This is a genomic window from Sinisalibacter lacisalsi, assembly GCF_014640115.1.
Taxonomy (GTDB): Bacteria; Pseudomonadota; Alphaproteobacteria; order Rhodobacterales; family Rhodobacteraceae; genus Sinisalibacter; species Sinisalibacter lacisalsi.
Window position 1 is genome coordinate 199887 of the sequence record NZ_BMGI01000004.1, and the last position, 25967, is coordinate 225853.

At 69.1% G+C, this 25967-nt stretch carries 26 protein-coding genes; 21 read left to right on the forward strand and 5 right to left on the reverse strand.

Going from position 1 to position 25967, the window contains the following annotated elements:
• Window positions 1-53 precede the first annotated feature (53 nt).
• Window positions 54-1073 (forward strand): nicotinate-nucleotide--dimethylbenzimidazole phosphoribosyltransferase, encoded by a 1020-nt coding sequence (cobT, locus tag IEW01_RS12925; RefSeq protein ID WP_188528343.1) that lies wholly within the window; start codon window positions 54-56, stop codon window positions 1071-1073.
• Here the strand turns inward: cobT and IEW01_RS12930 are convergent.
• The 3 genes from IEW01_RS12930 to IEW01_RS12940 all read right to left on the reverse strand — a co-directional run bounded on the left by IEW01_RS12930 (window position 1070) and on the right by IEW01_RS12940 (window position 4791).
• Window positions 1070-2953, reverse strand: coding sequence for a monovalent cation:proton antiporter-2 (CPA2) family protein (locus IEW01_RS12930; protein ID WP_188528345.1), 1884 nt, complete (start codon window positions 2951-2953; stop codon window positions 1070-1072). The two genes, cobT and IEW01_RS12930, sit on opposite strands and share 4 nt — an antisense overlap.
• Before the next feature lie 90 nt (window positions 2954-3043).
• Window positions 3044-4267: a PAS domain-containing protein gene (locus IEW01_RS12935; RefSeq protein WP_188528347.1), complete on the reverse strand. Its 1224-nt coding sequence runs from the start codon at window positions 4265-4267 to the stop codon at window positions 3044-3046.
• A 68-nt stretch (window positions 4268-4335) separates the two neighbouring features.
• Window positions 4336-4791, reverse strand: coding sequence for an Lrp/AsnC family transcriptional regulator (locus IEW01_RS12940; protein ID WP_188528349.1), 456 nt, complete (start codon window positions 4789-4791; stop codon window positions 4336-4338).
• A 131-nt stretch (window positions 4792-4922) separates the two neighbouring features.
• Between IEW01_RS12940 and hppD the strand changes: the two genes are divergently transcribed.
• Entirely contained in the window at window positions 4923-6020 is a 1098-nt protein-coding gene (gene hppD, locus IEW01_RS12945; RefSeq protein ID WP_188528351.1) for a 4-hydroxyphenylpyruvate dioxygenase, read from the forward strand.
• 24 nt (window positions 6021-6044) lie between these two features.
• Here the strand turns inward: hppD and IEW01_RS12950 are convergent, their stop codons facing one another.
• Window positions 6045-9104, reverse strand: a complete 3060-nt coding sequence (locus tag IEW01_RS12950; protein WP_188528353.1) for a hypothetical protein — start codon at window positions 9102-9104, stop codon at window positions 6045-6047.
• 340 nt (window positions 9105-9444) lie between these two features.
• Here IEW01_RS12950 and IEW01_RS17695 point away from each other — a divergent pair, with 340 nt between their 5' ends.
• The 17 genes from IEW01_RS17695 (at window position 9445) to IEW01_RS13030 (ending at window position 23683) form a co-directional block, all read left to right on the forward strand.
• The gene (locus tag IEW01_RS17695) at window positions 9445-9858 is read left to right on the forward strand and encodes a hypothetical protein (RefSeq protein WP_229738248.1); all 414 of its coding nucleotides are present in this window, start codon (window positions 9445-9447) and stop codon (window positions 9856-9858) included.
• Window positions 9782-11134, forward strand: a complete 1353-nt coding sequence (locus IEW01_RS12955) for a DNA-packaging protein (protein WP_229738279.1) — start codon at window positions 9782-9784, stop codon at window positions 11132-11134. Before IEW01_RS17695 ends, IEW01_RS12955 begins: the two co-directional genes overlap by 77 nt.
• 193 nt (window positions 11135-11327) lie before the next feature.
• Entirely contained in the window at window positions 11328-12512 is a 1185-nt protein-coding gene (locus IEW01_RS12960) for a phage portal protein (RefSeq protein WP_188528357.1), read from the forward strand.
• Window positions 12513-12523: 11 nt separating this feature from the next.
• Window positions 12524-13087 (forward strand): HK97 family phage prohead protease, encoded by a 564-nt coding sequence (locus tag IEW01_RS12965; protein WP_188528359.1) that lies wholly within the window; start codon window positions 12524-12526, stop codon window positions 13085-13087.
• Between the two features lie 32 nt (window positions 13088-13119).
• The gene (locus tag IEW01_RS12970; RefSeq protein ID WP_188528361.1) at window positions 13120-14334 is read left to right on the forward strand and encodes a phage major capsid protein; all 1215 of its coding nucleotides are present in this window, start codon (window positions 13120-13122) and stop codon (window positions 14332-14334) included.
• A 160-nt stretch (window positions 14335-14494) separates the two neighbouring features.
• Window positions 14495-15091, forward strand: coding sequence for a head-tail connector protein (locus IEW01_RS12975; protein WP_188528363.1), 597 nt, complete (start codon window positions 14495-14497; stop codon window positions 15089-15091).
• The gene (locus tag IEW01_RS12980; RefSeq protein WP_188528365.1) at window positions 15088-15426 is read left to right on the forward strand and encodes a head-tail adaptor protein; all 339 of its coding nucleotides are present in this window, start codon (window positions 15088-15090) and stop codon (window positions 15424-15426) included. Before IEW01_RS12975 ends, IEW01_RS12980 begins: the two co-directional genes overlap by 4 nt.
• Complete coding sequence (locus IEW01_RS12985) at window positions 15423-15833, forward strand: DUF3168 domain-containing protein (protein ID WP_188528367.1); 411 nt, start codon at window positions 15423-15425, stop codon at window positions 15831-15833. The genes IEW01_RS12980 and IEW01_RS12985 overlap by 4 nt, the downstream gene beginning before the upstream one ends.
• Window positions 15834-15862: 29 nt before the next feature.
• A complete protein-coding gene (locus IEW01_RS12990) occupies window positions 15863-16276 on the forward strand; it encodes a phage major tail protein, TP901-1 family (RefSeq protein ID WP_188528369.1) in 414 nt (137 codons plus the stop codon).
• A 2-nt stretch (window positions 16277-16278) separates the two neighbouring features.
• Window positions 16279-16608, forward strand: coding sequence for a gene transfer agent family protein (locus tag IEW01_RS12995; RefSeq protein ID WP_188528371.1), 330 nt, complete (start codon window positions 16279-16281; stop codon window positions 16606-16608).
• Entirely contained in the window at window positions 16605-16808 is a 204-nt protein-coding gene (locus IEW01_RS13000; RefSeq protein ID WP_188528372.1) for a rcc01693 family protein, read from the forward strand. The genes IEW01_RS12995 and IEW01_RS13000 overlap by 4 nt, the downstream gene beginning before the upstream one ends.
• Window positions 16809-16811: 3 nt before the next feature.
• Window positions 16812-17474 (forward strand): RcGTA-type gene transfer agent tail tape measure protein, encoded by a 663-nt coding sequence (locus IEW01_RS13005; protein WP_188528374.1) that lies wholly within the window; start codon window positions 16812-16814, stop codon window positions 17472-17474.
• A gap of 13 nt (window positions 17475-17487) precedes the next feature.
• The gene (locus tag IEW01_RS13010; RefSeq protein ID WP_188528376.1) at window positions 17488-18120 is read left to right on the forward strand and encodes a DUF2460 domain-containing protein; all 633 of its coding nucleotides are present in this window, start codon (window positions 17488-17490) and stop codon (window positions 18118-18120) included.
• On the forward strand, window positions 18120-19007 hold the full coding sequence (locus IEW01_RS13015; RefSeq protein WP_188528378.1) for a phage/gene transfer agent baseplate hub protein: 888 nt from the start codon (window positions 18120-18122) through the stop codon (window positions 19005-19007). Before IEW01_RS13010 ends, IEW01_RS13015 begins: the two co-directional genes overlap by 1 nt.
• On the forward strand, window positions 19004-19456 hold the full coding sequence (locus IEW01_RS13020; protein ID WP_188528380.1) for an NlpC/P60 family protein: 453 nt from the start codon (window positions 19004-19006) through the stop codon (window positions 19454-19456). Before IEW01_RS13015 ends, IEW01_RS13020 begins: the two co-directional genes overlap by 4 nt.
• Before the next feature lie 2 nt (window positions 19457-19458).
• On the forward strand, window positions 19459-23397 hold the full coding sequence (locus IEW01_RS13025) for a baseplate multidomain protein megatron (protein ID WP_188528382.1): 3939 nt from the start codon (window positions 19459-19461) through the stop codon (window positions 23395-23397).
• 1 nt (window position 23398) lies between these two features.
• Window positions 23399-23683, forward strand: coding sequence for a DUF7742 family protein (locus tag IEW01_RS13030; RefSeq protein WP_188528385.1), 285 nt, complete (start codon window positions 23399-23401; stop codon window positions 23681-23683).
• Between the two features lie 66 nt (window positions 23684-23749).
• Here IEW01_RS13030 and IEW01_RS13035 read toward each other — a convergent pair whose 3' ends face one another.
• Window positions 23750-24088 carry a TraR/DksA family transcriptional regulator gene (locus IEW01_RS13035; protein ID WP_188528387.1) on the reverse strand — a complete coding sequence of 113 codons (339 nt, stop codon included), beginning with the start codon at window positions 24086-24088 and terminating at the stop codon, window positions 23750-23752.
• A gap of 81 nt (window positions 24089-24169) precedes the next feature.
• Between IEW01_RS13035 and cysE the strand changes: the two genes are divergently transcribed.
• Together cysE and IEW01_RS13045 are read left to right on the forward strand one after the other, a co-directional pair.
• Window positions 24170-24979, forward strand: coding sequence for a serine O-acetyltransferase (gene cysE / locus IEW01_RS13040; RefSeq protein ID WP_188528389.1), 810 nt, complete (start codon window positions 24170-24172; stop codon window positions 24977-24979).
• 396 nt (window positions 24980-25375) lie between these two features.
• Window positions 25376-25960 (forward strand): Tll0287-like domain-containing protein, encoded by a 585-nt coding sequence (locus IEW01_RS13045; RefSeq protein ID WP_229738250.1) that lies wholly within the window; start codon window positions 25376-25378, stop codon window positions 25958-25960.
• Window positions 25961-25967 lie beyond the last annotated feature (7 nt).

Here is a 25967-nt window from a genome sequence, read left to right on the forward strand (position 1 = left end):
CGGCTGTCTTCCTCGTTAAGCAGGTCGGCACTGCGATTCAACAGGAGAGCCCCATGGCCGATGCCCCCTTCACCACGCTTGACGGGTTTCGCGCGCTGCTCGGCGAACTGCCCGGCCCGGATGCCGAGGCCGCGCAGGCGGCGCGGGCGCGCAATGGCCAGCTCACCAAGCCGCCCGGCGCGCTCGGACGGCTCGAAGACCTCGCGATCTGGTATGCCGGCTGGCGCGGCACGGCGCGGCCCCGGATCGTCGCGCCGCAGGTGATCGTTTTCGCCGGCAATCACGGCGTGACGGCGCGGGGCGTGTCGGCCTTCCCGGCCGAAGTGACGGTGCAGATGGTGGCCAATTTCGAGGCGGGGGGCGCGGCGATCAACCAGCTCGCCGGCGAGTTTGGCGCGAAAATGGACGTGATCGCGCTGGACCTTGACCGGCCGACCGCCGATTTCACCGCCGGCCCGGCGATGAGCGAGGCCGAGGTCGTCGCGGCGCTTGCCGCGGGATGGGCGGCCGTCGACCCGCACGCCGACGTTCTGGTGACCGGTGAAATGGGAATCGGCAACACCACCTCGGCGGCCGCGCTCGCGCATGCGCTCTTTGGCGGCGCGCCGGAGGACTGGGTGGGGCGGGGCACTGGGGTTGACGATGCCGGCCTTGCGCTCAAGGCGCGGGTCGTGGCCGAGGGGCTTGCCGCCAACCCGGGCGCGCAGGGCGACGCGCTGGAGGCGCTGCGCTGCCTCGGCGGGCGCGAGCTGGCGGCGATGGCGGGCGCGATCGCGCGGGCGCGGGTGGCGCGTATCCCGGTGATTCTCGATGGCTTCATCTGCACCGCGGCGGCGGCGGTGCTGGCGCAAACCAGCGCCGGGGGGCTCGATCACGCTGTGGCCGGGCACGGTTCGGCCGAGGCCGGGCATGGCCGGTTGCTCGAAGCCCTGGGCAAAGCGCCGCTGCTCGCGCTCGACATGCGGTTGGGCGAGGGATCGGGCGCTGCGCTGGCGCTCGGGGTGCTGAAGGGGGCGGTCGCCTGCCACTCGGGCATGGCCACCTTCGCCGAGGCCGGGGTCTCGGACGGCTAGGGGCCTTCCTCGGCGTCGCGCGCGGCCTTTTCGCGGGCCAGCGCTTCATCTGACAGCTGGGTCAGGAGGGCGCTCTCGATGTCCTGCTCCAGTTCGATAGCGCGGTCGAGATAGGCCTGGTTCTCGCTCGACGGCACCCCCGGTTTCCACAATTCGCGCAACTCGGCGATGGTGTGGCGGTCGTGCTGGTAGAAGATGTGTTCGGCCTGCGCCGCCTCGAACTCCGACAGGCCGACGTTTTCCAGCACGTAGCGGCCCGCCCGCAACGACGAATCGAACATCTCGCGCACCACCTTGTCGGCGCCGGCGTTGAGGAGTTCGTAGGTATGGGCGCGATCGCGGCCGCGGACGATGATGGTGAGATCGGGGCGTCGCTTGCGGGCATGCTGGACGATCTTGACTGCACCTTCGGGGTTGTTGATCGCGACGACCAGCACCTTCGCGGTATCGAGCCCGGCAGCGCGCAAAAGGTCGGGCCGGGTGGGATCGCCGAGAAATGTTTTCACCCCGAGGCGGCGCATGAACTGGACGCGCTTGAGGTTGTGGTCGAGCAAGGTTGTCTCGAACCCGGCTGAGCGCACCAGCCGGTTGACCACCTGGCCGAACCGGCCCGCGCCGACGATGATGACGCGGTGTTGTTCGTCGATCGCGTCATCGTCGACGCTGGCGGCGCTTTCCATGCGATGGCGGCGCATGATGTCATGCGCGATGAAGGCGAGCGGGGTGAGCAGCATCGACAGTGCGATCACGGTCAGCAGGTCTTTGCCCAGCCCTTCCGTGTAGACCCCCTGCTGCAGCCCGAAGGAGACCAGCACGAAACCGAATTCACCGGCCTGCGCGAGCCCGAGGGTGAACAGCCATTGTTCGCGCCCGCGCAGCCCGAAGGCCCGGCCGAGGATCGCGAGCACCGCGGCCTTGCCGATCATGAGCAGGAGCGTGAGCGCGATCAGGCGCACCGGGTCGGCGAGGAAACCGGCAAGATCGATCCCGGCGCCGACGGTGATGAAGAACAGCCCGAGCAGGAGGCCCTTGAAGGGCTGGATATCGGTTTCAAGCTCGTGGCGGAACTCGGAGTTGGCGAGCACGACGCCGGCGAGGAAGGTGCCGAGCGCGGGCGACAGGCCGACGAGGCTCATCAGGAGCGCGATGCCGACGACGATGAGCAGCGCGAAGGCGGTGTTGATCTCGCGCAGGCGGGCGGAATCGATATAGCGGAACATCGGGCTGATGAGGTAACGCCCGCCGACGATCACCGCGGCCACCGCGCCGAGGGTGACGAGGGTGACGCCCCAGCCCGGCAGCCCCTCCACCAGCGAGAGCGCGCCGTGGGCGCCGTGCCCCTCGCCATCCGCCTCGGGCGCGGCCCCGGCGATGGCGAACAGCGGCAGGAGCGCCAGCATCGGGATCACCGCGATATCCTGGGTGAGCAGGACGGAGAAGCTCGAACGCCCCCCGGCGGTCTGAATCAGCCCCTTCTCGGTGAGCGTTTGAAGAACGATCGCCGTCGAGGACAGCGCCAGCGTCATGCCGATGGCCACCGAGGTGGGCCAGGGCTGACCGAGCGCGATCGCGGCGACGAAGACCGCGGCCGTGGTGAGCAGGATCTGCAACCCCCCGAGGCCCATCAGCCGGTGGCGCATTGCCCAGAGCGCGCGCGGATCGAGCTCGAGGCCGATGAGGAACAGCATCATCACCACGCCGAATTCGGCGAAGTGGCGCACATCCGTCGGGTCGGTGCTCACGATTCCGGCGATCGGCCCGATAATGAGCCCCGCCAGCAGGTAGCCCAGGACCGAGCCAAGCCCGAGACGCGCCGCGATCGGCACGGCGATCACGGCGGTGGCCAGGTAGATCGTGGCTTCGAGCAGGAAAGTGTCCATGAAAACGGTATCGCAACCGCCGCTGATTTTGGCAATGCCGCCGCGCGGGCGAATGGCGTTTTACGACCGCCCGCGCGCCTTGCGACGAGCTCATCCGGTGAGGCGCAGGATGGCGGCGCTTTCGGCGGCGATCCGGTCGAGCCGGGTTCCGATACGGCTCTGGAAGGCGGCGAGCTGGCGGATGATTTCCGCGAGGGTTTCGCCGGCTCCCGGGGTCCGGGCGCTCTCGATCTTGCTGAGCACACGGGTGGAGGACAGCCCGAACATGTGGCGGTTCATGGTCTTGCAGGCGCGGCCGATCCGGTCGGCCTCTTCGCGCACGCGAATGAGTCCGTTTGCGGATTTGGCCCGGTAGGTGGCGTGTTGCCGGGCGAGAAGCTGCCGCTCGGTGGTGAGATCGACGGTATCGAGCCGACGGCGTTCGGCATCGAGCTGCTGGTCGCATTCGCGCAGGATCCTGGCCATGCCGTGCAGGAAGATCGAGCGATGAATGGTGCCCTCGATGGCGGCGAAGGTGCTGCCGGTGCCGACGACGTTTTCGGCGAACCAGTCCGCCATCTCGCGCGAGATCGCGCCGTAGTTCTGCGACAGGGTGGAGACCGGGCCGCCGGTCGGTTCGAGCCGTGAGGCGATCACGCGCATGTTATGCGGGATCGTGCGCATCTCGTGGAAATCGGCCTCCAGCCCCTCGGTTTCCTGCCGCAGCCGATCGGCGGCCGCGAGCATCGCGCGCGCGGCGCCGATTCGCGGGTCGGGCACCGCCTGAAGGCCGGTGTCGCGCGCGAGGAGTTCCTCGCTGAGCGCGTGGGCGGCGAAATGCCGGTAGTCGGCGAAACCCTGGTCGGTGAGGCGATCGGCCAGGGCTTTCGCGCTGTCCTCGGGCCGGAGATATTGGGTCGTCTCGTCGGCGCGCAGGGCGGCGTAGAGGCGCTCGATATGGCCGAGAAGCGGGCTCGTGGGCTTGATCCGGGCGGAGAGATAACCGCCGTCGGGCGCCGGGGCGATAATGGCGAAGACCCAGTAGTGCAGCCCGTCCTTCGCGCGGTTCTTGACGTAGGCACCGACCGGTTCGCCCCGTTTGAGGTGATCCCACATCAGCCAGAACACCGCGCGGGGCATGTCGGGGTGGCGGATCAAACGGTGGGGCGCGCCGAGCAACTCGCCCCAGTCATAATGCGCGACGCGGCGGAAGACGTAGTTGCCGGCCTGAATCACGCCGCGATCATCGGTGCGGGAAAAGAACACCTCGTCGAGGCTGAACGGCGCCTCGCCGCTGGCCGGGCGGATCTCGTTGCGTTTCTCGATAAAGGTCACTCGTCGGGCCCCGATATGCGCTCGCGGATCAGTGGTAACCCGCCCGCCTTGCCAGCCGGTTAACGCGCTCAGGTCGGCAGCGGCGCATCGGGCTTGAGCTGGTCCATCACGATCTGGCTGTGCACACGGGCGACGGCGGGATGGGGCAGGAGCACCTCGTGGATCAGCCGGTTGAGCCCGGCGAGATCGTCGCAGAACACGCGCAGGAGGTAGTCGGCATCGCCGGTGAGCGTCCAGGCCGAGACGATATCGGGGCGCGTGGCGACGAGGCGGGCGAAGGCGCGGGCGGCCTGCGGATCGTGGCTGGCCATGTGGACCTGCACGAAGCCCTGCACGTGCAGCCCGAGCCGGGCGGGATCGAGCCGGGCACGGTAGCCAAGGATATAGCCCTGGTCTTCGAGCCGCTGACGCCGGCGCCCGGCCTGCGAGGCGGACAGGCCGAGCTTTGCGCCGAGCGCCTCGGCGGTCACCGTGGCGTCGCGCTGGAGGCTGTCGAGCAGGCGGGAGTCGATTTCGTCTAGCATGCGGGAAACCTGCGTTGATTAATGTCTGGGTGCGGATAATGCGCGGAAGTTTCGCGAGATGGGCGTGTTTTTGCGTGAAACTCTCGCACCGGGTGCGACATCCTGTCAAGTAACGCGAACAGGAGGATACCATGGGACCATTTCCGCATAACGCCGCCCCCGCCGAGATCACCGAGGACAACCCCGCCGGCACAGACGGGTTCGAATTCGTCGAGTTCAGCCACCCCGAGCCGCAGGTCTTGCGCGATCTCTTCGCGCAGATGGGCTACGTCCATGTCGCCACCCACAAGACGAAGGCGGTGGAACTGTGGCAGCAGGGGGATATTTCCTACCTGATCAACATGGAGCCGGGCAGCCACGCGGCCGGGTTCGTGGAGGAGCACGGGCCTTGCGCGCCGTCGATGGGCTGGCGCGTGGTGGATGCGCGCCACGCCTTCGACCATGCCGTGAAGAACGGGGCGGAGCCCTACGAGGGCCCCGGCAAGACGCTCGACGTGCCCGCGATCAAGGGCATCGGCGGCTCGCTGATCTATTTCATCGAGGGCTACCGCAAGCAAAGCCCCTACAATGCCGAGTTCGACTGGCTGGCCGATGCGCATCCCGCCGGCGTGGGGTTCTATTACCTCGACCACCTCACCCACAACGTGCATCAGGGGAACATGGATCGCTGGTTCGAGTTCTACCAGCGCCTGTTCAACTTCCGCGAAATCCGCTTTTTCGATATCCAGGGCAAGTTCACCGGGCTTCACAGCCGGGCGCTTTCCAGCCCCTGCGGCAAGATCCGCATTCCGATCAACGAGGACCGGGGCGAGGAAGGGCAGATCGTGGCCTACCTGAAGAAATACAACGGCGAAGGCATCCAGCATATCGCCGTCGGCACCGAGGATATCTACGGTTCGGTCGATGCGATCGCGGACCGCGGTCTCAAGTTCATGCCGGGGCCGAACGATGCCTATTACGAGATGTCGCATGATCGGGTAACCGGCCACGAGGAGCCGATCGACCGGATGAAGCGCCACGGTATCCTGATCGACGGCGAGGGCGTGCTCGGCGGTGGTGAAACGCGCATCCTGCTGCAGATCTTCTCGAAAACCGTGATCGGGCCGATCTTCTTCGAGTTCATCCAGCGCAAGGGCGATGACGGCTTCGGCGAGGGCAACTTCAAGGCGCTGTTCGAATCGATCGAGCGCGAGCAAATCGAAAGCGGCGAGTTGAGCGCGGCCCGGTGATCGGGGCCGTGGCAGCTGCGGCGGCTAGCCCAGGGGCAGAACCTCGAGCTTGTAGGCGCGGCTGCCCTTCTGATAGGTCAGTTCGCTCGCGGTGATCGAGGTGACGCGGCCGCCTTCGAGCGTGTCGCCCACCTCGACCTTCACGTAGCGACCGTTTTTCAGACGCACGAGCGCCCGCCGGGCGCTCGACGTGCCGTAGATCCCGATCAGGTTGATGTCGCGCAGGTTAATCGCGTTCTTGAGCGTGGCTTGCGTGGCGACGCTGGCGCTGGTGGGGATCGCGGGCGTGACGCTGGCGCTGGCGACTGCCCGCGTCTCAGCGGGTGCGGCGGCAACGCGGGAGCCGTCGGAGGCGGCCTCGCGGGCGGAATCGACGATGGTGGCGAAATCCGTGGGCCGATGGCTGGGTTTGCGGGAACTGGCGACGGCGAGTTCGGTGGGATTCACAAGATCGGCGGCGATCGCGTCGGTCACCGCCGCGTCGATCGCGTCGCTTGCCGCGGCGGTCGATACCACCAGATCATCGGGGCGCGGTTCGGGGCGGAGATCGGCGATGTCGATCTCGTCCGCCTCGGCCTCGTCATCGGTCGGCGAAAGCGCGGCGTTGTCGTCGGTGGCGGGGGGCTCGTCGGCTTCGGGCGCGGGCGGCTCGGCCTCGGGCGCCGGGTCTTCGACGGTGGCTTCGGGTGCGGGCGGCACGAGGTCGGCCGGGCGCGGACGCGGGCGCAGGTTGGGCACGTCGGGCAGGGCGAAGGGCGGCGCCACGTCGGGCAGATCGGCGGGGCGCGGCGGTGGCACCCGCGCGGGCTGACCGACGAACACGAGAATCCCGGTCGGGCTCAGGGCGCCTTCCGGGGTCGGGCGCACGAGCCCGTTTTCATCGAGATCGAAGCTCGTGCCGGGCGGCGGCGGCGGCACCGGCGCGGTCATCAGCGCGTCGCGCAGTTGGCCGGGAAGGTCTTCGGGGGTGGGCGGCTCCTGCCGCTCGGGCATTGCCGGGGTAAGGCTGACAAGGTCCCGGGTCGACAGCCGGGTGGTGTCGGGCCCGACCAGCGGTTCGGGCGCGCGTTGCCAGATTCCGGTGGCCGCATAGCGGGCCTCGGCGGCTTCCGGCGACAGGACGGCAGGCGAATCGAGCGGCGGCTGCGGGTCCGTCGCGTCGGGAACGGGCTGGTCGGGTTCGGCCGGCGGGGCGGCCTCGGGCGACGCCGGCTCAACCGCCGCGATCTCGTCGGGGTCGGTATTGAACAGGGTGGTTTCGCCATCGCTCACCACGTAGCTTGACCAGACCGCGATCACAGCCATTGCCAACAACAGGAGCAGCGTGAGGATCAGGCCGAGGTATTTCGGCCGGCCGCGCATGTCTTGCGATTTGCGCGCGCCGAACACGGTCAGCGCCTCGGCCTCGCGGGCGCGCTGGGCTTCGGCCTCGCTGCGTATTTTGGCTTTGCGGCCACCGAACAGGCCGGCGAGCTTCCCGGGCTTGCCCGAGGGCTGCTCGGGTTCATCCGCGACATTTCCCGGTGCCGGCGTTTCGGCGGCCGCTTTCGCTTCGGCTTGCGCCGATTTCCGCGCGCGGCGCGCTTCGGCGCGGTCTTTCGTTGCCTGCGCGGTCTTTTTCAGCCCGTCGCCCACCCGCGCGGTCAGATCCTTGGCGGTGCGTGCGAGCCCCGATGCAAGCGGCCCGCCCGGGGCCGGTTTTTCGACCGGCTTGTCGGGGCTTGGCAACGGGCGCGACAATGCGTCGGCCATGCCGGTGCGGATCTGGTTGGCGGGGGGCAGGGAGATCGGAGGCGGCGCCGGTTTCGCGTCCGGGTTGGGCGTTGCCGGGGCTGCGGTGCTCGGGGGCTTGGAGGCCGGCGGTTCGCTGGTTTCGGCCTGGCCGGCCTTGGGCGATGGGGGGGCGCCGATCCCGATCCGGGGCGGCATGGCGCTCAGGCGGTTGCCGGGCTGGTTGGGGCCGTCGGCGGGCGCGTCTGCCGGGGCACGGCGCGAGTGGAACGCGGCAGGGGCGGCCGAATCGCTGCCGGAGGCGTCTTCGGTGCTGTCGGTGGCGATCGGCGGCGGTGCCGGCTTCGCATCCGTGGCCGGTGCAGGCGCGCGCTGCGGTTTTTCTTCTGCCTGGGTGCTCTCGGCGCTCTTGGACCCGGAGGGCGAGGACGACCTGGACGGTTTGGCCGACGGCGCGAAACTGCGTGGCCGGGGCATCGGCGTGTCGTCGAGCTCGTCGGGCGTTGGGGGGAACGGGGCAAGCGCCGGGGGAAGCACACGGCCTCCCTCCTGCTGCGGGCTCTGCCGCTTGCGCTTGGGTTTCGGCGGGCGCTCGGCCTTGTCGTCGTCGGCGGTCTGCGGCGGTTCGGGGCTGTCGGTTTCGGGCAGGTCGGGCGCGAGCGCGGACTCGTCCAAGTCCGGCGTGGCGGGAGGCGCCGCGTCATCGGGCTGCGGCTGGACTTCCTCGGATTCCGGGGCTGCCGCGGGGGCATCCGGCGCCTCGTCTTCCGGCAGGTCGATGCGAGACCCGGCTTCCAGTTCCAGCGCGCGGGGGTTGCGCGGCACCGGGCTGGTATCGGGCTCGACCCGCACGTTGGGCGGCAACAGGCGGGTGGCCGCGCGGGTCTTGCCAAAGAACGGCTCGCCGGAAAAATCGCCCCGGTCGGGCCGGGCGACGAAACTCACTGGGTTCAACTTGTATTCGGAGGCGAAGGATTCGGCCTCGTCCATCGTCTCGCGCGCGAGTACGGCGACGCGGGCCCGGTCGCCTTCGGCGCGCCAGTCGAACACCAGGTCGCCCACGGCATAGGGCGTGACGCCGTCAAGGGCCGCGCGGATCTGCACTTCGCGCGAAATATCGTCGGGCCCGGCGGCGTCGACGGTGGTGTAGAGAATCTGCGAGTTGGGGATGACGAGTTTGGTGGTGAAACCGCCGCTCTCCAGCATCGCGGCGCTGCGGCGCAGATCGTCGAGCCGCGCGCCCATATCGGGATCGTCGAGCGCGACGCTGCCCACCAGCGTCCAGCCCCCCTTGCCGCGGTGCAGCAGGTTTATGCCCTCATGGCTGAGATCGAGCGCAAAATTCGGTTTCATCTACTCGCGAGCCGTACACGTCCCCTCTCGACCGGGACAACCCGGACGCCGCCCGAACCTATCTCAGGAATCACGGCAAGGAAAGGGAAAGCAAGGCTTTCGTGAGGCGGTGGGCGGGTTCCGTCCGATCGGTGGCGGTTTGGGCTGCAACCCCTGCCGCGCAAAGGAACTTTCCGGTTTCGACAAGGGGCGGGGGAGAGTGGGGGGCGGGACGGCAATGGTTGAAAAAGTATAAGTCGTGCGAACGCAACCTAAGGGCGTGCATTTGACATTCGGAACGCTTCAAGGTAGCAATTCCGCCAAGCTGGAAGACATGACTGAGCGGCCCGGGCCTTTGCCCGTGGCCGCTTTTTTCGTGTCGCTCGCGCGGGGGCAACCACAACGAGAGGCGAAAACAAGAATGAGCGAAAAGCGCCCCAACAGGACAGAGGCCACAGACGGAAACCTGCTGCACGTGGCCGAGCGGCATCTCGAGAGCGTGCTGCGCGAACTCGACGCGATCCTCGACGAGTTGCAGGCCAGGAAAGGCGGCGCCGAGGTGAAAGCCAAGGCGGCCTCGGCCGACGTGCGCAAGGCGATCGGGATCGTTTTTGAAGAAAGGCATCGCATTGAAAAACTCCATGGCAAGAACGGAACCGGAGGGCGCGGCGAGGGGCTCGACCTTGACGAAGCCCGCGCTGAAATCGGGCGCAGATTGGCTCGCCTGCGCAAGCACCGAGGTGCAGGCGGCGTTTCTGGAGGGGCTGGAGGATGAGACGCTTCTGGCGCTGCCCTGGCTGTTCGAGTTCTGGGCGCTGCCCCACCAGTTGCCGCCCGAGGGCGACTGGCGATCCTGGGTGATCCTCGGCGGCCGTGGCGCGGGCAAGACCCGCGCCGGGGCCGAATGGGTGAGGGCCGAAGTCGAGGGGGCGCGGCCGGGCGATCCGGGCCGCGCCCGGCGGGTGGCGCTGGTGGGCGAGACCCTCGACCAGGTGCGCGAGGTGATGGTGTTCGGCGACAGCGGCATCCTTGCCTGTTCGCCGCCCGACCGTCGCCCGACGTGGGAGGCCACGCGAAGGCGGCTGGTCTGGCCCAACGGCGCGGTGGCGCAGGCGTTTTCGGCGCATGAGCCGGAAAGCCTGCGCGGGCCGCAGTTCGATGCGGCCTGGGTGGATGAACTGGCGAAGTGGAAGCGGGCCGAAGAGGCCTGGGACATGCTGCAGTTCGCACTCCGGCTGGGGGACGATCCGCGCCAGGTGATCACCACCACGCCGCGCAACGTCGGCGCGCTGAAGACGGTTCTCGCCAATCCCTCGACGGTGATGACCCATGCCCCGACCGACGCTAACCGGGCCAACCTCGCGGCGAGTTTTCTCGACGAGGTGCGCGCGCGCTATGGCGGCACCCGGCTGGGGCGGCAGGAGCTGGAGGGCATCCTGATCGAGGACAGCGAGGGTGCGCTGTGGACCTCGTCCGGGCTGGAGGCCGGGCGGTGCGAGGCGCCGCCGGCCGCGTTCAGCCGGGTGGTCGTCGCGGTCGATCCGCCGGTGACCGGCCACGCGGGCAGCGATGAATGCGGTATCGTCGTGGTCGGGGCGGTGACGGAAGGGCCAGCCTCGGCGTGGCGCGCGGTGGTGCTCGAAGACGCCTCGGTTGCGGCGGCGAAGCCCGGCGTCTGGGCGGAGGCGGCGCTTGCGGCCATGGCGCGGCATGGCGCCGACCGCTTGATCGCGGAGGTGAACCAGGGCGGCGATCTCGTTGCCGAGGTGATCCGCCAGATCGACCCGCTCGTGCCGATCCGCACGGTGCACGCAAGCCGGGGCAAGGTGGCGCGCGCCGAGCCGGTGGCGGCGCTCTACGAGCAGGGGCGGGTGGCGCATCTGCGCGGGCTGCCGGAGCTGGAAGACCAGATGTGCCGGATGACGATGCGCGGCTACGAGGGCAAGGGCAGCCCCGACCGGGTGGATGCGCTGGTCTGGGCGATCCATGAATTGCTGATCGCGCCGGCACGGCATGACGGGCGCCGGGCGCGGCTGCGCGCGCTGGGTTAAAGGCATTTTTAACCCTGCCTGCGAGAGTGCCTCCATCGCGACGAGGCAAGGGGCACCCGGGCTGGCGGCGCGGTTCGAGACAGCGGGATCTGATGCGGCGACCGGGCCTTCCCCGGGCGGCCGGGCGGGGCTTGTCCGGTGGTGGGCGGCCCGCGGCACGAAACACGAGACGAGACACGAGGAGCGAGGCGGCATGGCGGTTTTCGACTTTCTGAAACGGGCGGAGGCACAGGCGCCGGAGGCGAAGGCCTCGGCCACCGGGCCGGTGATCGCCTACCACGGCTCGGGCCGGGTGGCCTGGAGTCCGCGCGACAGCGTGAGCCTCACCCGCACCGGTTTCAGCGGCAACCCGGTGGGATTTCGCGCCGTCAAACTGATTGCCGAGGCCGCCGCCGCGCTGCCGCTGGTGCTTCAGGATGCGAATTGCAGGTTCGAGAGCCACCCGGTGCTCGACCTCATCACCCGGCCCAACCCGTTGCAGGGCCGGGCCGAACTGTTCGAGGCGCTCTATGGCCAGCTGCTGCTCACGGGGAACGCCTATGTCGAGGCGGTGAGCGACGGCGAGGGCCGCCCGGTGGAACTGCACGTTCTGCGCTCGGACCGGATGAGCCTCGTGCCCGGCGCCGACGGCTGGCCGGTGGCTTACGATTACACCGTAGGGGCGAAGAAGCATCGGTTCCACGCGGGCGAGAGCGCCTCGCCGATCTGTCACATTCGCAATTTCCACCCGCAGGACGACCATTACGGGCTTTCGGCCATGCAAGCTGCGGCCAGCGCCATCGACGTGCACAACGCCGCCTCGGCCTGGTCGAAGGCGCTGCTCGACAACGCAGCAAGGCCCTCGGGGGCGATCGTCTATCGCGGCGCCGATGGCGAGGGCACGCTCAGTGCCGATCAATACGACCGGCTGCTGGCGGAGATGGAAGCCTATCACATGGGCGCGCGCAACGCCGGGCGGCCGATGCTGCTGGAAGGCGGGCTGGACTGGAAGCCGATGGGCTTCAGCCCGTCCGACATGGAATTTCACAAGACCAAGGACTCGGCGGCGCGCGAGATCGCCACCGCCTTCGGGGTGCCGCCGATGCTGCTCGGGGTGCCGGGCGAGGCGACCTATGCCAACTACCAGGAGGCCAACCGCGCCTTCTACCGTCTGACGGTTCTTCCGATGGTGGGCAAGGTGACGGCGGCGCTGGGGCACTGGCTTTCGGGCCACGGCGGCGAGGCGGTGACGCTGAAACCCGACCTCGACCAGGTGCCGGCGCTGGCGGCCGAACGCGACCAGCAGTGGCGGCGCGTGGCGGAGGCCGATTTTCTCACGCAGGGCGAAAAACGCGCGCTGCTCGGCCTGCCCAGGCTTTCCGAAGACGACGCCGAATGAGGACCGACAGGATGAACGAGACGCACACCCCCTTGGGGCTTGAACACAAATTCGTGGCGCTGGGCACGACCGAAACGGTCGAGGGCGGCCTCAGGATCGAGGGCTATGCCAGCTACTTCGGCGAGGCCGACCGGGGCGGCGACGTGGTGCTGCGCGGGGCCTATGCCGTTTCGCTCGCCGCGCTCGCGGCGAAGGGCGGGCAGGTGAAGATGCTCTGGCAGCACGACCCGGCCCAGCCGATCGGCGTGTGGGACGAGGTGCGCGAGGATGCGCGCGGGCTGCGCGTGAAGGGCCGGATCCTCGCCGATGTCGCCCGGGGCCGCGAGGCCGCCGCGCTGATCGCGGCGGGCGCCATCGACGGGCTTTCGATCGGCTACCGCACGGTGAAGGCCACGAAGGACGACAAGGGCCAGCGGCTCTTGACCGAACTGGAGCTTTGGGAGGTGTCGCTGGTGACCTTCCCGATGCTGCCCAGCGCGCGGGTGGGGGCCAAGGGCGAAAGCCCCGATGCCGCCGACTTGCGCGAGCTTGCGCGCGTCATCGACGACGCCCGCCACCTGCTGGCCCGAGACTGAGCCAGATCCGAACCCTCAAGACAGGACATTCCATGAGCAAGACAGAGACCAAAGCTCAGGGCCAGGCGGGCAGAACCGCGGGCCTGTCTCCGACCGAGGAGGTGAAGACCGCCCTGGCCGGTTTCGTGAGCGATATCAAATTCTTTCAGGACGACATTTCAACAAGGCTTCAACAACAGGAAGAGCGACTGACCATGCTGGACCGGAAATCCCTCCCCAATGCCGCCGCCGCCGCGCGCCCCGTGCTGGCGGCCCAGGCCGACCTCGACGCGCCGCACAAGAAGGCCTTCGAGGCCTATGTGCGCAGCGGCGACGATGACGGCCTGCGCGGCCTCGTGCTCGAAGGCAAGGCGCTGAACACCGCGGTGGCGTCGGACGGCGGCTACCTTGTCGATCCCGAAACCGCCGCCAGCATCGCCAGCGTGCTCGCCTCGACCGCCTCGATCCGCGCGATCGCCAACGTGGTGCAGGTGGAGGCCACCTCCTACGACGTGCTAATCGACCACGGCGACGTGGGCTCGGGCTGGGCCAGCGAGACCGGCTCGGTGGGCGAAACCGCGACGCCCTCGATCGAGCGCATCACCATCCCGCTGCACGAGCTTTCGGCCCTGCCCAAGGCCAGCCAGCGCCTGCTCGACGACAGCGCCTTCGATATCGAGGGCTGGCTCGCGGGCCGTGTGGCCGACAAGTTCGCCCGCGCCGAGGCGGATGCCTTCATCAACGGCGACGGGGTGGACAAGCCCACCGGCTTCCTGACCCACCCGACGGTGGACAACGACAGCTGGACCTGGGGCGCGCTCGGCTACACCGCCACCGGCACCTCGGGCGGTTTCGACCCGGTTGATCCCGCCGACGCGCTGATCGACCTCGTCTACGCGCTCGATGCCGAGTATCGCGCGGGGGCGAGCTTCGTGATGAACTCGAAGACGGCGGGTGCGGTGCGCAAGATGAAGGATGCCGACGGCCGCTTCCTGTGGTCCGACAGCCTCGCGGCGGGCGATCCGGCGCGGCTCCTGGGCTACCCGGTGCTGATCGCGGAAGACATGCCCGAGATCGCCGCCGATGCCACCGCGATCGCCTTCGGCAACTTCGCGGCCGGCTATACCGTGGCCGAGCGCCCCGATACCCGGATCCTGCGCGACCCGTTCTCGGCCAAGCCGCACGTGCTGTTCTACGCCACCAAGCGCGTGGGCGGCGACGTGAGCGACTTCGCGGCGATCAAGCTGCTGAAGTTCTCGGCCGCCTGATCCCGTAACCGGCTCCGCCTCCGCCGTTTCGGCGGGGGCGGAACGTGGGCGCGCGCCTTTTGGCCCTGCGTTGTCTAGCTGCTCCCCCTCCGTCCGAGCGACGCAGGCGGCGCGCGCCCACTCCTGGTGATGTGAGGGGCCCGAATTTCGGAGAAGTTCCATGATGTTAGTCGAGCAGACCACAGTGCCGGGCGCGGCCCTGCCGGTCGCGGATTTCAAGCACCATTTGCGGCTGGGCACCGGGTTTGCCGATGATGGGGTGCAGGACACGGTGCTCGAAGCGTTCCTGCGGGCGGCGATCTCGGCGATCGAGGCGCGCACAGGCAAGGCGCTGATCGCGCGCGATTTCAGCTGGACGCTAACCGCCTGGCGCGATCTCGGCGCGCAGGCGCTGCCCCTCGCGCCGGTGAGCGCGCTCACCACGCTGACCATCACCGACCGGCTCGGGGGCGAGGAGGTGGTTGATCCTTCGCGCTACCGGCTGGAACTGGACCAGCACCGCCCGCGCCTCGTGGCGACCGGCTTCACCCTGCCGGTGATCCCGGTCGGCGGCAGCGCGGTGATCGGGTTCACGGCCGGGTTCGGGCCGGCATGGGGCGACGTGCCGGCCGACCTGGCGCAAGCCGTTTTCCTGCTGGCGGCGCGGTTCTACGAGGATCGCGGCACCGGGCAAGGCGAGGCCGAGATGCCTGCCGGCGTGGCGGCGCTGATCGCGCGCTACCGTCCGGTGCGGCTGTTCGGTGGAGGTGTGCTGTGAAGACGCCCGTCCTGAACCGCAAGCTGACCTTGGAAGCGCCCGACCGCGTGGCGGATGGCGCCGGGGGCTACAGCATCACCTGGGTGCCGCTCGGCGAGCACTGGGCCGAGATCCGGCCGGGCACCGGGCGCGAGCGGGCGCTGGAGACCCTGACCGTCTCCCGGGTGCCGTTGCGCATCACCCTGCGCGCGGCTCCCGAAGGTGCGCCCTCGCGGCCCCGCCCCGAACAGCGCTTTCGCGCCGGCAGCCGGATCTTCCGCATTCTCGCGGTGACCGAGGCCGACGCGGGCGCGCGCTACCTGACCTGTTTCGCGCAAGAGGAGGTGAGCCAATGACCTATGGCGTGGCGGCGGCGCTGCAAGCGGCGGTCTACCAGCATCTGCAGGCCGATCCGGCGCTCACCGCGCTGGTGGGCGGGGCGGTTTACGACGCGGTGCCGCCGGGGCTGGTGTCGGGCACCTATGTGAGCCTCGGCCCGGAAGAGGTGCGCGAGGCCTCCGACAAGACCGGCCACGGCGCGCTGCACGAGATCACCGTGAGCGTGGTGACCGACGCGGCGGGGTTCAACGCCGCCAAGGCGGTGGCCACGGCGGTATCGGACGCGCTGGTGGATGCGCAGCTCGCGCTGTCGCGCGGCGCGCTGGTCTATCTCAACTTTCACCGCGCGCGGGCGCGCCGGGTTCAGGACGCCGACATGCGGCGGATTGATCTCGTTTTCCGCGCCCGGGTGCAGGACGACTGACAACCCCCTCATTTCACGGAGATTTCATCATGGTTGCCCAGAACGGCAAAGACCTTCTCATCAAGCTCGACATGGACAATGCGGGCTCTTTCGAAACCATCGCGGGGCTGCGCGCCACGCGGATCAGCTTCAACGCCGAAACCGTCGACGTGACCTCGCTGGAAAGCCAGGGCGGCTGGCGCGAATTGCTTGGCGGCGCCGGGGTGAAATCGGCGGCGATCTCGGGCTCGGGCGTGTTCAAGGACGCCGCGACCGACGCCCGTGCGCGCCAGATCTTCTTCGACGGCGAGGTGCCGGGCTTCCAGGTCATCGTGCCCGATTTCGGCATCATCGAAGGGCCGTTCATGGTGACCGCGCTGGAATACGCAGGCAGCCACAACGGCGAGGCGAGCTACGAGATCAGCATGGCCTCGGCGGGCGCGCTCACCTTCACGGCGCTTTGAGCATGGCCAATCCCTGGACCGGCGAGGTGGCGCTGACCATCGACGGCGAGCGCCACGTTCTCAAGCTCACGCTCGGCGCCCTGGCGGAGCTTGAGGACAGTCTCGGCGCGGACACGCTGGTGGCGCTGGTGGAACGGTTCGAGGGCGGGGCGTTTTCCTCCCGCGACGTTCTGGCGCTGATCGTGGCGGGCCTGCGCGGCGGGGGGTGGCGCGGGCGCGCCGCCGACCTCGTCTCGGCCGAGATCGCGGGCGGTCCGGTGGAGGCCGCGCGGGCGGCGGGCCAGCTTCTCGCCCGCGCCTTCGCGGTGCCGGGCGAGGGAGAGGGGCGGTGAAATTCGACTGGGCCGGGCTGATGCGGCTGGGGCTCAGGGGGCTCGGGCTGACCCCGGCGCAGTTCTGGGCGCTTACCCCGGCGGAACTGATGCTGATGCTCGGGGTCGATGGCGCCACCGCGCCGCTCGGGCGGGCGCGTCTGGAAGAACTGGCGCGGGCATTTCCCGACCGCGTGTCGGGGCAGGAAACGGAGTTTTGAGACATGGCTGACCTGGACAGGATCGACGGGTTCGATGACCAAATCGCAGCGCTGGAGAGCAGCCTTCAGGGCGCCAGCGCGATGACGGCGGCCTTTCGCGGCGAGCTGGACCGGATGGGCGCGAGCGTCGACCGGCTCTCGACCGACGTGGGCGTGCTTTCGGGCGGGTTCAGCCGGGGGCTGAAGAGCGCGCTCGACGGGCTGGTGTTCGGCTCGATGACGCTGTCGGACGCCTTCCGCTCGCTGCGCCAGACGATGATCGACACGGTCTATGACGCGGCGGTGCGCCCGGTGACCAACCACGCCGGCGGGCTGATGGCCGAGGCGGTGGGCGGGATGATGAACGCGCTCCTGCCCTTCGCCAAGGGCGGCGCCTTCAGCCAGGGCCGGGTGATGCCCTTCGCGCGCGGTGGCGTGGTGTCGGGGCCGGTGGCCTTTCCGATGCGCGGCGGCACCGGGCTGATGGGCGAGGCCGGGCCGGAGGCGATCATGCCACTGGCGCGCGGGGCGAATGGCAAGCTCGGCGTGCAGCTCGAGGGCGGCGGGCGACCGATCCAGGTGACGATGAACATCACCACCCCCGACGTCGAGGGGTTCCGGCGCTCGCAGGGGCAGATCGCGGCGCAGGTAAGCCGCGCGATCGCCCGTGGAAAACGCTTCAGCTGAGAAGGGTAAACCGATGAATTTTCATGAAATCCGCTTTCCGCCCAACCTCAGTTTCGGCTCCGTCGGGGGCCCCGAGCGGCGCACCGAGGTGGTGACGCTCGCCAATGGTTACGAGGAGCGCAACACGCCCTGGGCGCATTCGCGCCGCCGCTACGACGCCGGCGTGAGCATGCGTTCGCTCGACGATCTTGAGACGCTGATCTCCTTCTTCGAGGCCCGGCGGGGCCAGCTCTATGGCTTTCGCTGGAAGGACTGGGCCGATTTCAAATCCTGCCAGCCGTCGAAGGAGGTCGATTATCGCGACCAGCTGATCGCCATGGGCGATGGCGAGACCACGGCGTTTCAACTCGTGAAAACCTACCGCTCGGGCGAGTCCAGCTATGACCGCCCGGTCCACAAGCCGGTGGCGGGCAGCGTCAGGCTCGGGCTGCACGGCGACGCGCTGGTGGAGACGGTGCATTACCAGGTCGACACCGCGACCGGGATCGTCACCTTCGCCAGCCCGCCGGCCGCGGGCGCGGAGGTGACCGCGGGGTTCGAGTTCGACGTGCCGGTGCGTTTCGCCACCGACCGGATCGAAACCTCGGTGGCCTCGTTCAAGGCGGGCGACGTGCCCAGCGTGCCGGTGGTGGAGGTGCGGGTCTGATGGCGTTGGCGCAGGATTTCGAGGCGCATCTGGCCGGCGGCGTGACCACGCTGGCGCGCTGCTGGGCGCTGACCCGGCGCGACGGGCGGGTGCTGGGCTTCACCGATCACGACCGGGATGTGGTTTTCGGCGGGATCACCTTCCGGGCCGATACCGGGCTGAGCGCGCGGGCCTTGCAGCAGACCACCGGGCTTTCGATCGACAATTCCGAGGCGCTGGGGGCGCTGTCCGACGCGGCGGTGACGGAGGCAGATATCCGTGCCGGGCGCTACGACGGCGCCGAGGTGCGGGCCTGGCTGGTGAACTGGGCCGCGCCGGAGCAGCGCCACCTGATGTTTCGCGGCCAGCTTGGCGAGATCACGCGTGGCGGCGGGGCGTTTCGGGCCGAGCTCGTGGGGCTTTCGGAGGCGCTCAACCGGGCGCAGGGGCGGGTTTACCAGGTGCCCTGCGCGGCGGTTCTGGGCGATGCGGGTTGCAAGGTCGATCTTGCCGATCCGGCCTTTTCCGCAGCCGGGGTGGTGCTGGCCGGCGAGGCGCAGAGACGCTTGCGGATCGCGGGCTTTGAGGCCTTCGCGGACGGATGGTTTGCGAGCGGGCGGCTGGTGGTGCTGAGCGGGGCCGCCAAGGGCCTTGTCGCGACGATCAAGGCCGACCGGCTGGCCGACGGCCTGCGCAATATCGAGCTGTGGCAAGGGCTGCGCGCCGAAATCGCGACGGGCGACAAGGTGCGGCTGGAGGCGGGCTGCGACAAGCGCCCGGAGACCTGCAAGGACAAGTTCGCCAACTTCCTGAACTACCGGGGCTTTCCCGATATTCCCGGCGAGGACCAGGCGATCAACATCCGGGTGCGTGACGGGGCGGCCACCTCCCTGGGGCGCGGCAAATGAGCGAGCCAGCGGGGCAGGGTGCGCGGATCGTGGCCGCCGCGCGCGGCTGGATCGGCACGCCTTACGTGCACCAGGCCTCCTGCAAGGGGGCGGGGGCGGATTGCCTCGGGCTGGTGCGCGGGGTCTGGCGCGAGGTGATCGGCGGTGAGCCGGTCGAGGTGCCGCCCTACACGCCGGACTGGGCCGAGGCGCGCGGCGAGGAAACCTTGCTTGACGGTGCCGCGGCGCTGCTGCGCCCGGTCGGGCCGGAGGCCGCGCGGCCGGGCGACCTGATCGTCTTTCGCATGCGCCGGAGCGCCGTGGCCAAGCACCTCGGCCTGCTCGCCGAGATGGGCGCGGCGCCCAGCTTCATCCATGCCTATTCGGGGCACGCGGTGCTCGAAAGCCCGCTCACGCCGCCTTGGGCGCGCCGCATCGCGGCGTATTTTCGTTTTCCTGAAAGGGGTTAGACATGGCGACGATTGTTCTGTCGGCGGTGGGCGCGGCGGTTGGCGCGTCGGTGGGCGGTGGCGTCCTAGGCTTGAGCTCGCTGGTGATCGGGCGGGCTGCCGGCGCCATCGCCGGCTCGCTCATCGACCAGGCGATCATGGGCGGCGGTTCGGAGGCAGTCGAGACCGGCAAGGTCGACCGCTTCCGGCTGACCGGTGTATCCGAGGGCGCGGCGGTGCGGCGCGTGTATGGCGCCATGCGGGTCGGCGGGCAGGTGATCTGGACATCGCCGTTGCGCGAGCACGTGGTCGCGACAGAGGAAGGCGCCGGCGGCGCTGGCAAGGGCGGGACCCTCGGCGGTGGAGGTGCGGCGTCGGGCGATGCTGAATACCGCTACACGATGAGCCTCGCGATCGCGCTGTGCGAGGGCGAGATCACGCGCGTTGGCCGGGTCTGGGCCGACGGCGAGGAAGTGGCGGCCGAGGATCTGGGCCTCCGGGTTTATCCCGGCACCGAGACCCAGGCCCCCGATCCGAAGATCGAGGCGGTGGAGGGTGCGGGTAACGCGCCGGGCTATCGCGGCACCGCTTACGTGGTGATCGAGGATCTCGACGTGACCGCCTTCGGCAACCGGGTGCCGGTGTTCAATTTCGAGGTGTTTCGCCCCGAGGGGCCGGAGCAGGCGCCGGAGATCGCGCGCGGCACCCGGGCGGTGGCGATCATTCCGGGCACCGGCGAATACGCGCTGGCCACCAGCCGGGTGCACTACGGCGACAGGCCCGGCGAAAAGCGCCCGGCCAACGAGAACACGCCGCTGGGCAAGACCGACTTCGCCGCCTCGCTCGACATGCTCACGGGCGAATTGCCCAACCTCGAAGCCGCCTCGCTGGTGGTGAGCTGGTTCGGCAACGATCTGCGCTGCGGCCAATGCGAGGTGGCGCCGAAGGTGGAGAAGCACGTCGAGGATGGCCACGAGATGCCTTGGCGGGTGGCGGGGATCGGCCGGACGGCGGCGGGGCTGGTGCCGGTCGAGGGCGATCGCCCGGTCTATGGCGGCACGCCCACGGATCAATCGGTGATCGAGGCGATCACGGCGCTGAAGGCGGCGGGCAAGGCGGTGACCTTCTACCCCTTCATCCTGATGACGCAATTGGCCGGCAACGGGCTGGTCGATCCCTGGACCGGGGCCGATGACCAGCCGATCCTGCCGTGGCGCGGTCGGATCACGCTCTCGGCGGCGCCCGGCCGCGATGGTTCGCCCGATGGCAGCGCGGCGGCGGCAACGCAGGTGGAGGCCTTTTTCGGCTCGGCCCAGCCCGGTGACTTTTCCATTCAGGACGGGCAGGTCGACTACAATGGGCCGAATGAGTGGTCGTATCGCCGCTTCATCCTGCACTATGCCCACCTGTGCAAGGCCGCGGGCGGGGTCGAGGCCTTCCTGATCGGCTCCGAGATGCGCGGGCTGACGCAGATCCGGGGGGCGGGCGGGAGCTTTCCGGCTGTTGACCGGCTGGTGCAGCTGGCCGCCGACGTGCGCGCGGTTCTCGGGCCGGATGTGAAGATTTCCTATGCCGCCGACTGGTCGGAGTATTTCGGCTATCAGCCGCAGGACGGCTCGGGCGATCTGCTCTTCCACCTCGACACGCTCTGGGCCGACGACAACATCGACTTCATCGGCATCGACAATTACATGCCGCTCTCCGATTGGCGCGATGGTGCCGACCATGCCGATGCGCATTGGGGTTCGATCTACAACCTCGACTACCTCAAGGCCAATATCCTCGGCGGCGAAGGCTATGACTGGTATTACCACGCCCCCGAGGCCGAGGCGATCCAGCGCCGCACGCCGATCGCCGACGGGGCGCATGACGAGCCATGGGTCTGGCGTTACAAGGATTTGCCGAACTGGTGGCGCAATGCTCACCACGAGCGCATCGGCGGGGTGCGGCAGGCCCTGCCGACCGACTGGGTGCCCGGCTCGAAGCCGATCTGGTTCACCGAGATCGGTTGCGCCGCGATCGACAAGGGCACCAACCAGCCTAACAAGTTCCTCGACCCGAAAAGCTCGGAATCCAGCCTGCCGAAATATTCCAACGGCCAGCGCGACGATTTCATCCAGATGCAATACCTGCGAGCGATGGCCGAGTTCTGGGCCGACCCGGTGAACAACCCGACCGATCCCGAGAGCGGCGTGCGGATGCTCGACATGAGCCGCGCCCATGTCTGGGCATGGGACGCGCGGCCGTTTCCGTGGTTTCCCCGGCGGCGCGGACTCTGGTCGGATGGCGGCAACTACGCGCGCGGCCACTGGCTGAACGGGCGCGCCACGAACCGCTCGCTGGCCTCGGTGGTCGGGGAAATCTGCACCGGGTCCGGCGTGGCGCCGGTCGACACGTCGCGTCTCTACGGGCTGGTGCGCGGCTACGTGGTGGACGCGGTCACCGGGGCGCGCAACGCGCTGCAACCGCTGATGCTGGCCTATGGTTTCGAGGCCGCCGAGCGCGAAGGCGAACTGCAGTTCTTCTCGCGCACCGGCCTTGCCGACCGGGTGATCGACCCCGACAAGCTCGCGCTGAGCGACGAGATCGAGGGCGCGGTGGACTACATCCGTGCGCCCGAGGCCGAGGTGGCCGGGCGGGTTCGGCTGAACTTCGTCGAGGCCGGGCGCGACTATGGCCTGCGCGCGGCGGAGGCGATCCACCCCGAGGAGCCGACGCTGGCCGTCTCGACCAGCGAGGTGCCGCTGGTTCTGACCACGGGCGAGGGCCGGGCGATCACCGAGCGCTGGCTCAGCGAGGCGCGCATCGCGCGCGATGGCGCGCGCTTTGCCCTGCCGCCGTCGGGCATGGGCAATATGGCGGGCGACGTTGTCGAGCTCGACCTGCCGGAAGGCGCGGGGAACTACCGCCTCGACCATGTCGAACAGGGCGAGGTGACGCTGGTGCAGGCGGTGCGGGTGGAGCCGAGCGTGTTCGAGCCGGTCGAGGCGCTCGACCTCGACGCCGATATGCCGGCTTTCACGCCGCCGGTGCCGGTGTTGCCGCTGTTCCTCGATCTGCCCCTGCTGAGCGGCGACGAGGTGCCCCATGCACCACACCTTGCGGTGACGGCGCTGCCCTGGCCCGGGCCGGTTGCGGTCTACCGCGCCGCGCAGGACGATGGATACGGGTTCGTCACCACCCTTGGCGCCCCGGCCCGCGTGGGGGTGACCGAAACGGTGCTCGCCCGCGCCCGCCCCGGGGTGATCGACCGCGGCCCCGCGCTGCGGGTGCGGATGACCTCCGGCGATCTCGCCTCGGCCTCGCTGGAGCGTGTTCTGAACGGCGCCAACGCGGCGGTGATCGGTGACGGGACGCCGGGCAACTGGGAGGTGTTCCAGTTCACCACCGCGGTTCTCGTCGAGGAGGGGCTTTGGGAAATCAGCGGGCGGCTGCGCGGGCAGGGGGGAACAGACGCGCTGATGCCCGAGGCATGGCCGGCCGGGTCTTTCGTGGTGATGCTTGATGGCGCGGTGGCGCAATTGCCGCTGACGCTGGCCCAACGCGGGCTGGCGCGGCACTACCGCATTGGCCCGGCCACGCGCAGCTACGACGACGCAACCTATGTGCACGAGGTTCATGCCTTCGAAGGGGTTGGCCTGCGCCCCTACGCGCCGGTGCACCTGGAGGCGCGCTGGCAGGGCGGCGACCTGATGTTGGGCTGGGTGCGCCGCACCCGGATCGACGGCGACAGCTGGCTTGCCGAAGAGGTGCCGCTGGGCGAGCAGCAGGAGCGTTACCGGGTGCGGGTGATGGCGGGGCTCACCGTGTTGCGCGAGGAAACCGTGAGCGCAACCCAATGGAGTTACGGCGCCGCGATGCAGGCGGCCGATGGCGCGGGGGCCAGCTTCGCCGTGGAGGTGGCGCAGGTTTCCGAGATCTGGGGCGCGGGGCCGTTCCGCCGCGTCGAGGTGGCGGCCTGAGATGCGGCGGGTGCTGCATGGCGATGTGAGCGCGGCGGCGCGGGTTCTGCTCGCCGCCCCGGTGGCGGACCGCGCCGCGCTCGTCGCCCGCATGCTGCGCGAGGCCGAGGCGGCGGACCGTTATCGCCTCGCCACCGGGCGGGCGCATCCGCTTTGGGGCAGCGGCAGCCTGATGTCGGCGGCGCTGGCGCGGCCGCGGGCGCATGAGCCCTATCTCGACGAGCCCGATTATGCGGCGTGCATGGCGATGGTGTTCGAGGCGCTCGTGGCCCGGGCCGGCGCCTGAGAGCCGGTCGATGGCCGGTGAAGGCCCCGCCGCTGCCGGCCTGCGCCGTAGCCTCGGGCGACCCCGTCAGCCGCGGGCGCAGGAAATGCAGGTTGGCATCGTCGGGTCGAGATCGAGGCGTTTTGGCGCGATTTCTTCGCCGCAATCGGTGCAATACCCGAATTCATCCTCGTCCATCCGGGCGAGCGCGGCCATGATCCGGCTGCGCCGGGCCGCGCGCCGGGCCTGCGTCGCCTTCGCCATCGCCTGGCCCTGCAGGGCATCCATCCGGCTCAGCCGCCCGACCGATTGCTGATCGAGTTCCACCGTCTTTCTGCCTTCCGCACCAAGGGCTTCTCCGGCCTCGATCTCGGCCAGTTCGGCCTCCAGCCGGGTGCGGTAACGGGCGAGGGAAATGGCTTCCATGGCATCGTCTCACGGCTTTGCGTTTGGAATTCCGAGTCTATCTGTCATACATGGGGGTGGCAACGAGACAGGAGGCCCGCCATGGCCAAGACGCGCACGAAACCCGTTCTTGTCGATCCGGTATGGGATCGGATCTCCGCAGAAGCGGAGGCGGCGGTGTCTCGCGAGCCGCTCATGGGCGGGCTGATCCATTCCTGCGTGCTGCATCACGCGACGCTTGAAAAGGCGCTGTCATACCGGATTTCGGCCAAGCTTTCGTCGAACGAGATGTCGATGCTGGTGCTGCGCGAAGTGGCCGACGAGGCCTATACCGCCGATCCCGGCCTCGCCGAGGCGGCGCGCGCCGATCTCATGGCGGTGCTCGACCGTGACCCGGCCACGCACCGGCTGCTCCAGCCGATCCTCTACTTCAAGGGTTTCCAGGCCATGCAGGCCTACCGCGTGTCACACTGGCTCTGGCAGGACGGGCGCCGGGATCTGTCCTATTTCCTGCAGATGCGTGCGAGCGAGGTCTATGGCATCGACATTCACCCCGGCGCACGGATCGGCCGGGGGATCATGATCGACCACGCCCATTCGATCGTCATCGGCGAAACCGCCGTTGTCGGCGATAACGTCTCCATGCTGCACTCGGTCACCCTCGGTGGCACCGGCAAGGAGGACGGCGACCGGCACCCGAAGATCGGCGACGACGTGCTGATCGGGGCCGGGGCCAAGGTGCTTGGCAATATCTCGGTGGGATGCTGCTCGCGCATCGCGGCCGGCTCGGTGGTGCTCGAAGACGTGCCGCCCGCCACCACCGTCGCCGGCGTGCCGGCCAGGGTCGTGGGCAGCGCGGGTTGCGAACACCCCGCCTCGGAAATGCGCCAGACCCTCGACGGCGGCTGCTGACCCCCGCTATCGGCCATTCTCCGCCCATCGGCTCACGGCCGCGTGACATCCCGGGCAAACTCGCCCAAGGTCGCCGGCATTGGCAGTTTGGGAGTGCGTCATGCTTCGTATGTGGATCGCCACCGTGGCCGGGTTCTCGGCCCTCTTCGTGATGGCGATAGTGGTCGTCTGACCGCGCATCATTCGTCCTGCCGGGGGCCGGAGACGGCCTCCGACGGGACCAACGGCCCAACCGCCGCCCGGCATCCCCCCCCCCCCCATCGTTGACTTAGAAAACATCTGGCGAAAGATCGCTTGCGCAATAAAATTACGCATTGCCCTCTTCGCGGTGTCATGAAGCCGTGGCAATCTCTCCTTACGCGAATGCGATTCGGCGATAACAAGATGGAGAGATTCATGAAGGTAATGACTTTGCGCGCGGCGATGTGCAGCGCCGCGCTTGCGCTGGCGGCCCCGGCGATGGCCTCGGACGCGGATGTCGAGGCGTTGAAGGCGGAAGCCGCCGGGCTGATGAAGGAGTTCGGCGATACCCTGCGCGGCGAACTGGTGGCGGCGATGCAGGCCGGTGGGCCGGTCAACGCGATCTCGGTCTGCAACGAGGAAGCCCCGGTGATTGCCGCCTCGATCTCCGATGCCTCGGGCTGGGACGTGGGCCGGTCGAGCCATCGCCTGCGCAACCCGCTGAACGCCCCCGACGCTTTCACCGCCGCCGCAATCGACGATTTCGTTGCGCGCGAAGCGGCCGGGGAGGCGGTCGACAGCCTCGTCAGCGCCGGAATCGTGGAGGAAGACGGCGAGCGGGTGTTTCACATGGTCAAGGCGATCCCGACGGGCGAGCCCTGCGTGGCCTGCCACGGCGGCGACAACGTGAAGGAGGAGGTCGTGGCCGCCCTCGCCGAGATGTATCCCGAAGACACCGCGCGCGGGTTCTCGCCGGGGCAGATGCGCGGCGTGTTCACGCTCTCGAAGGTTCTCGACTGACAAAAAA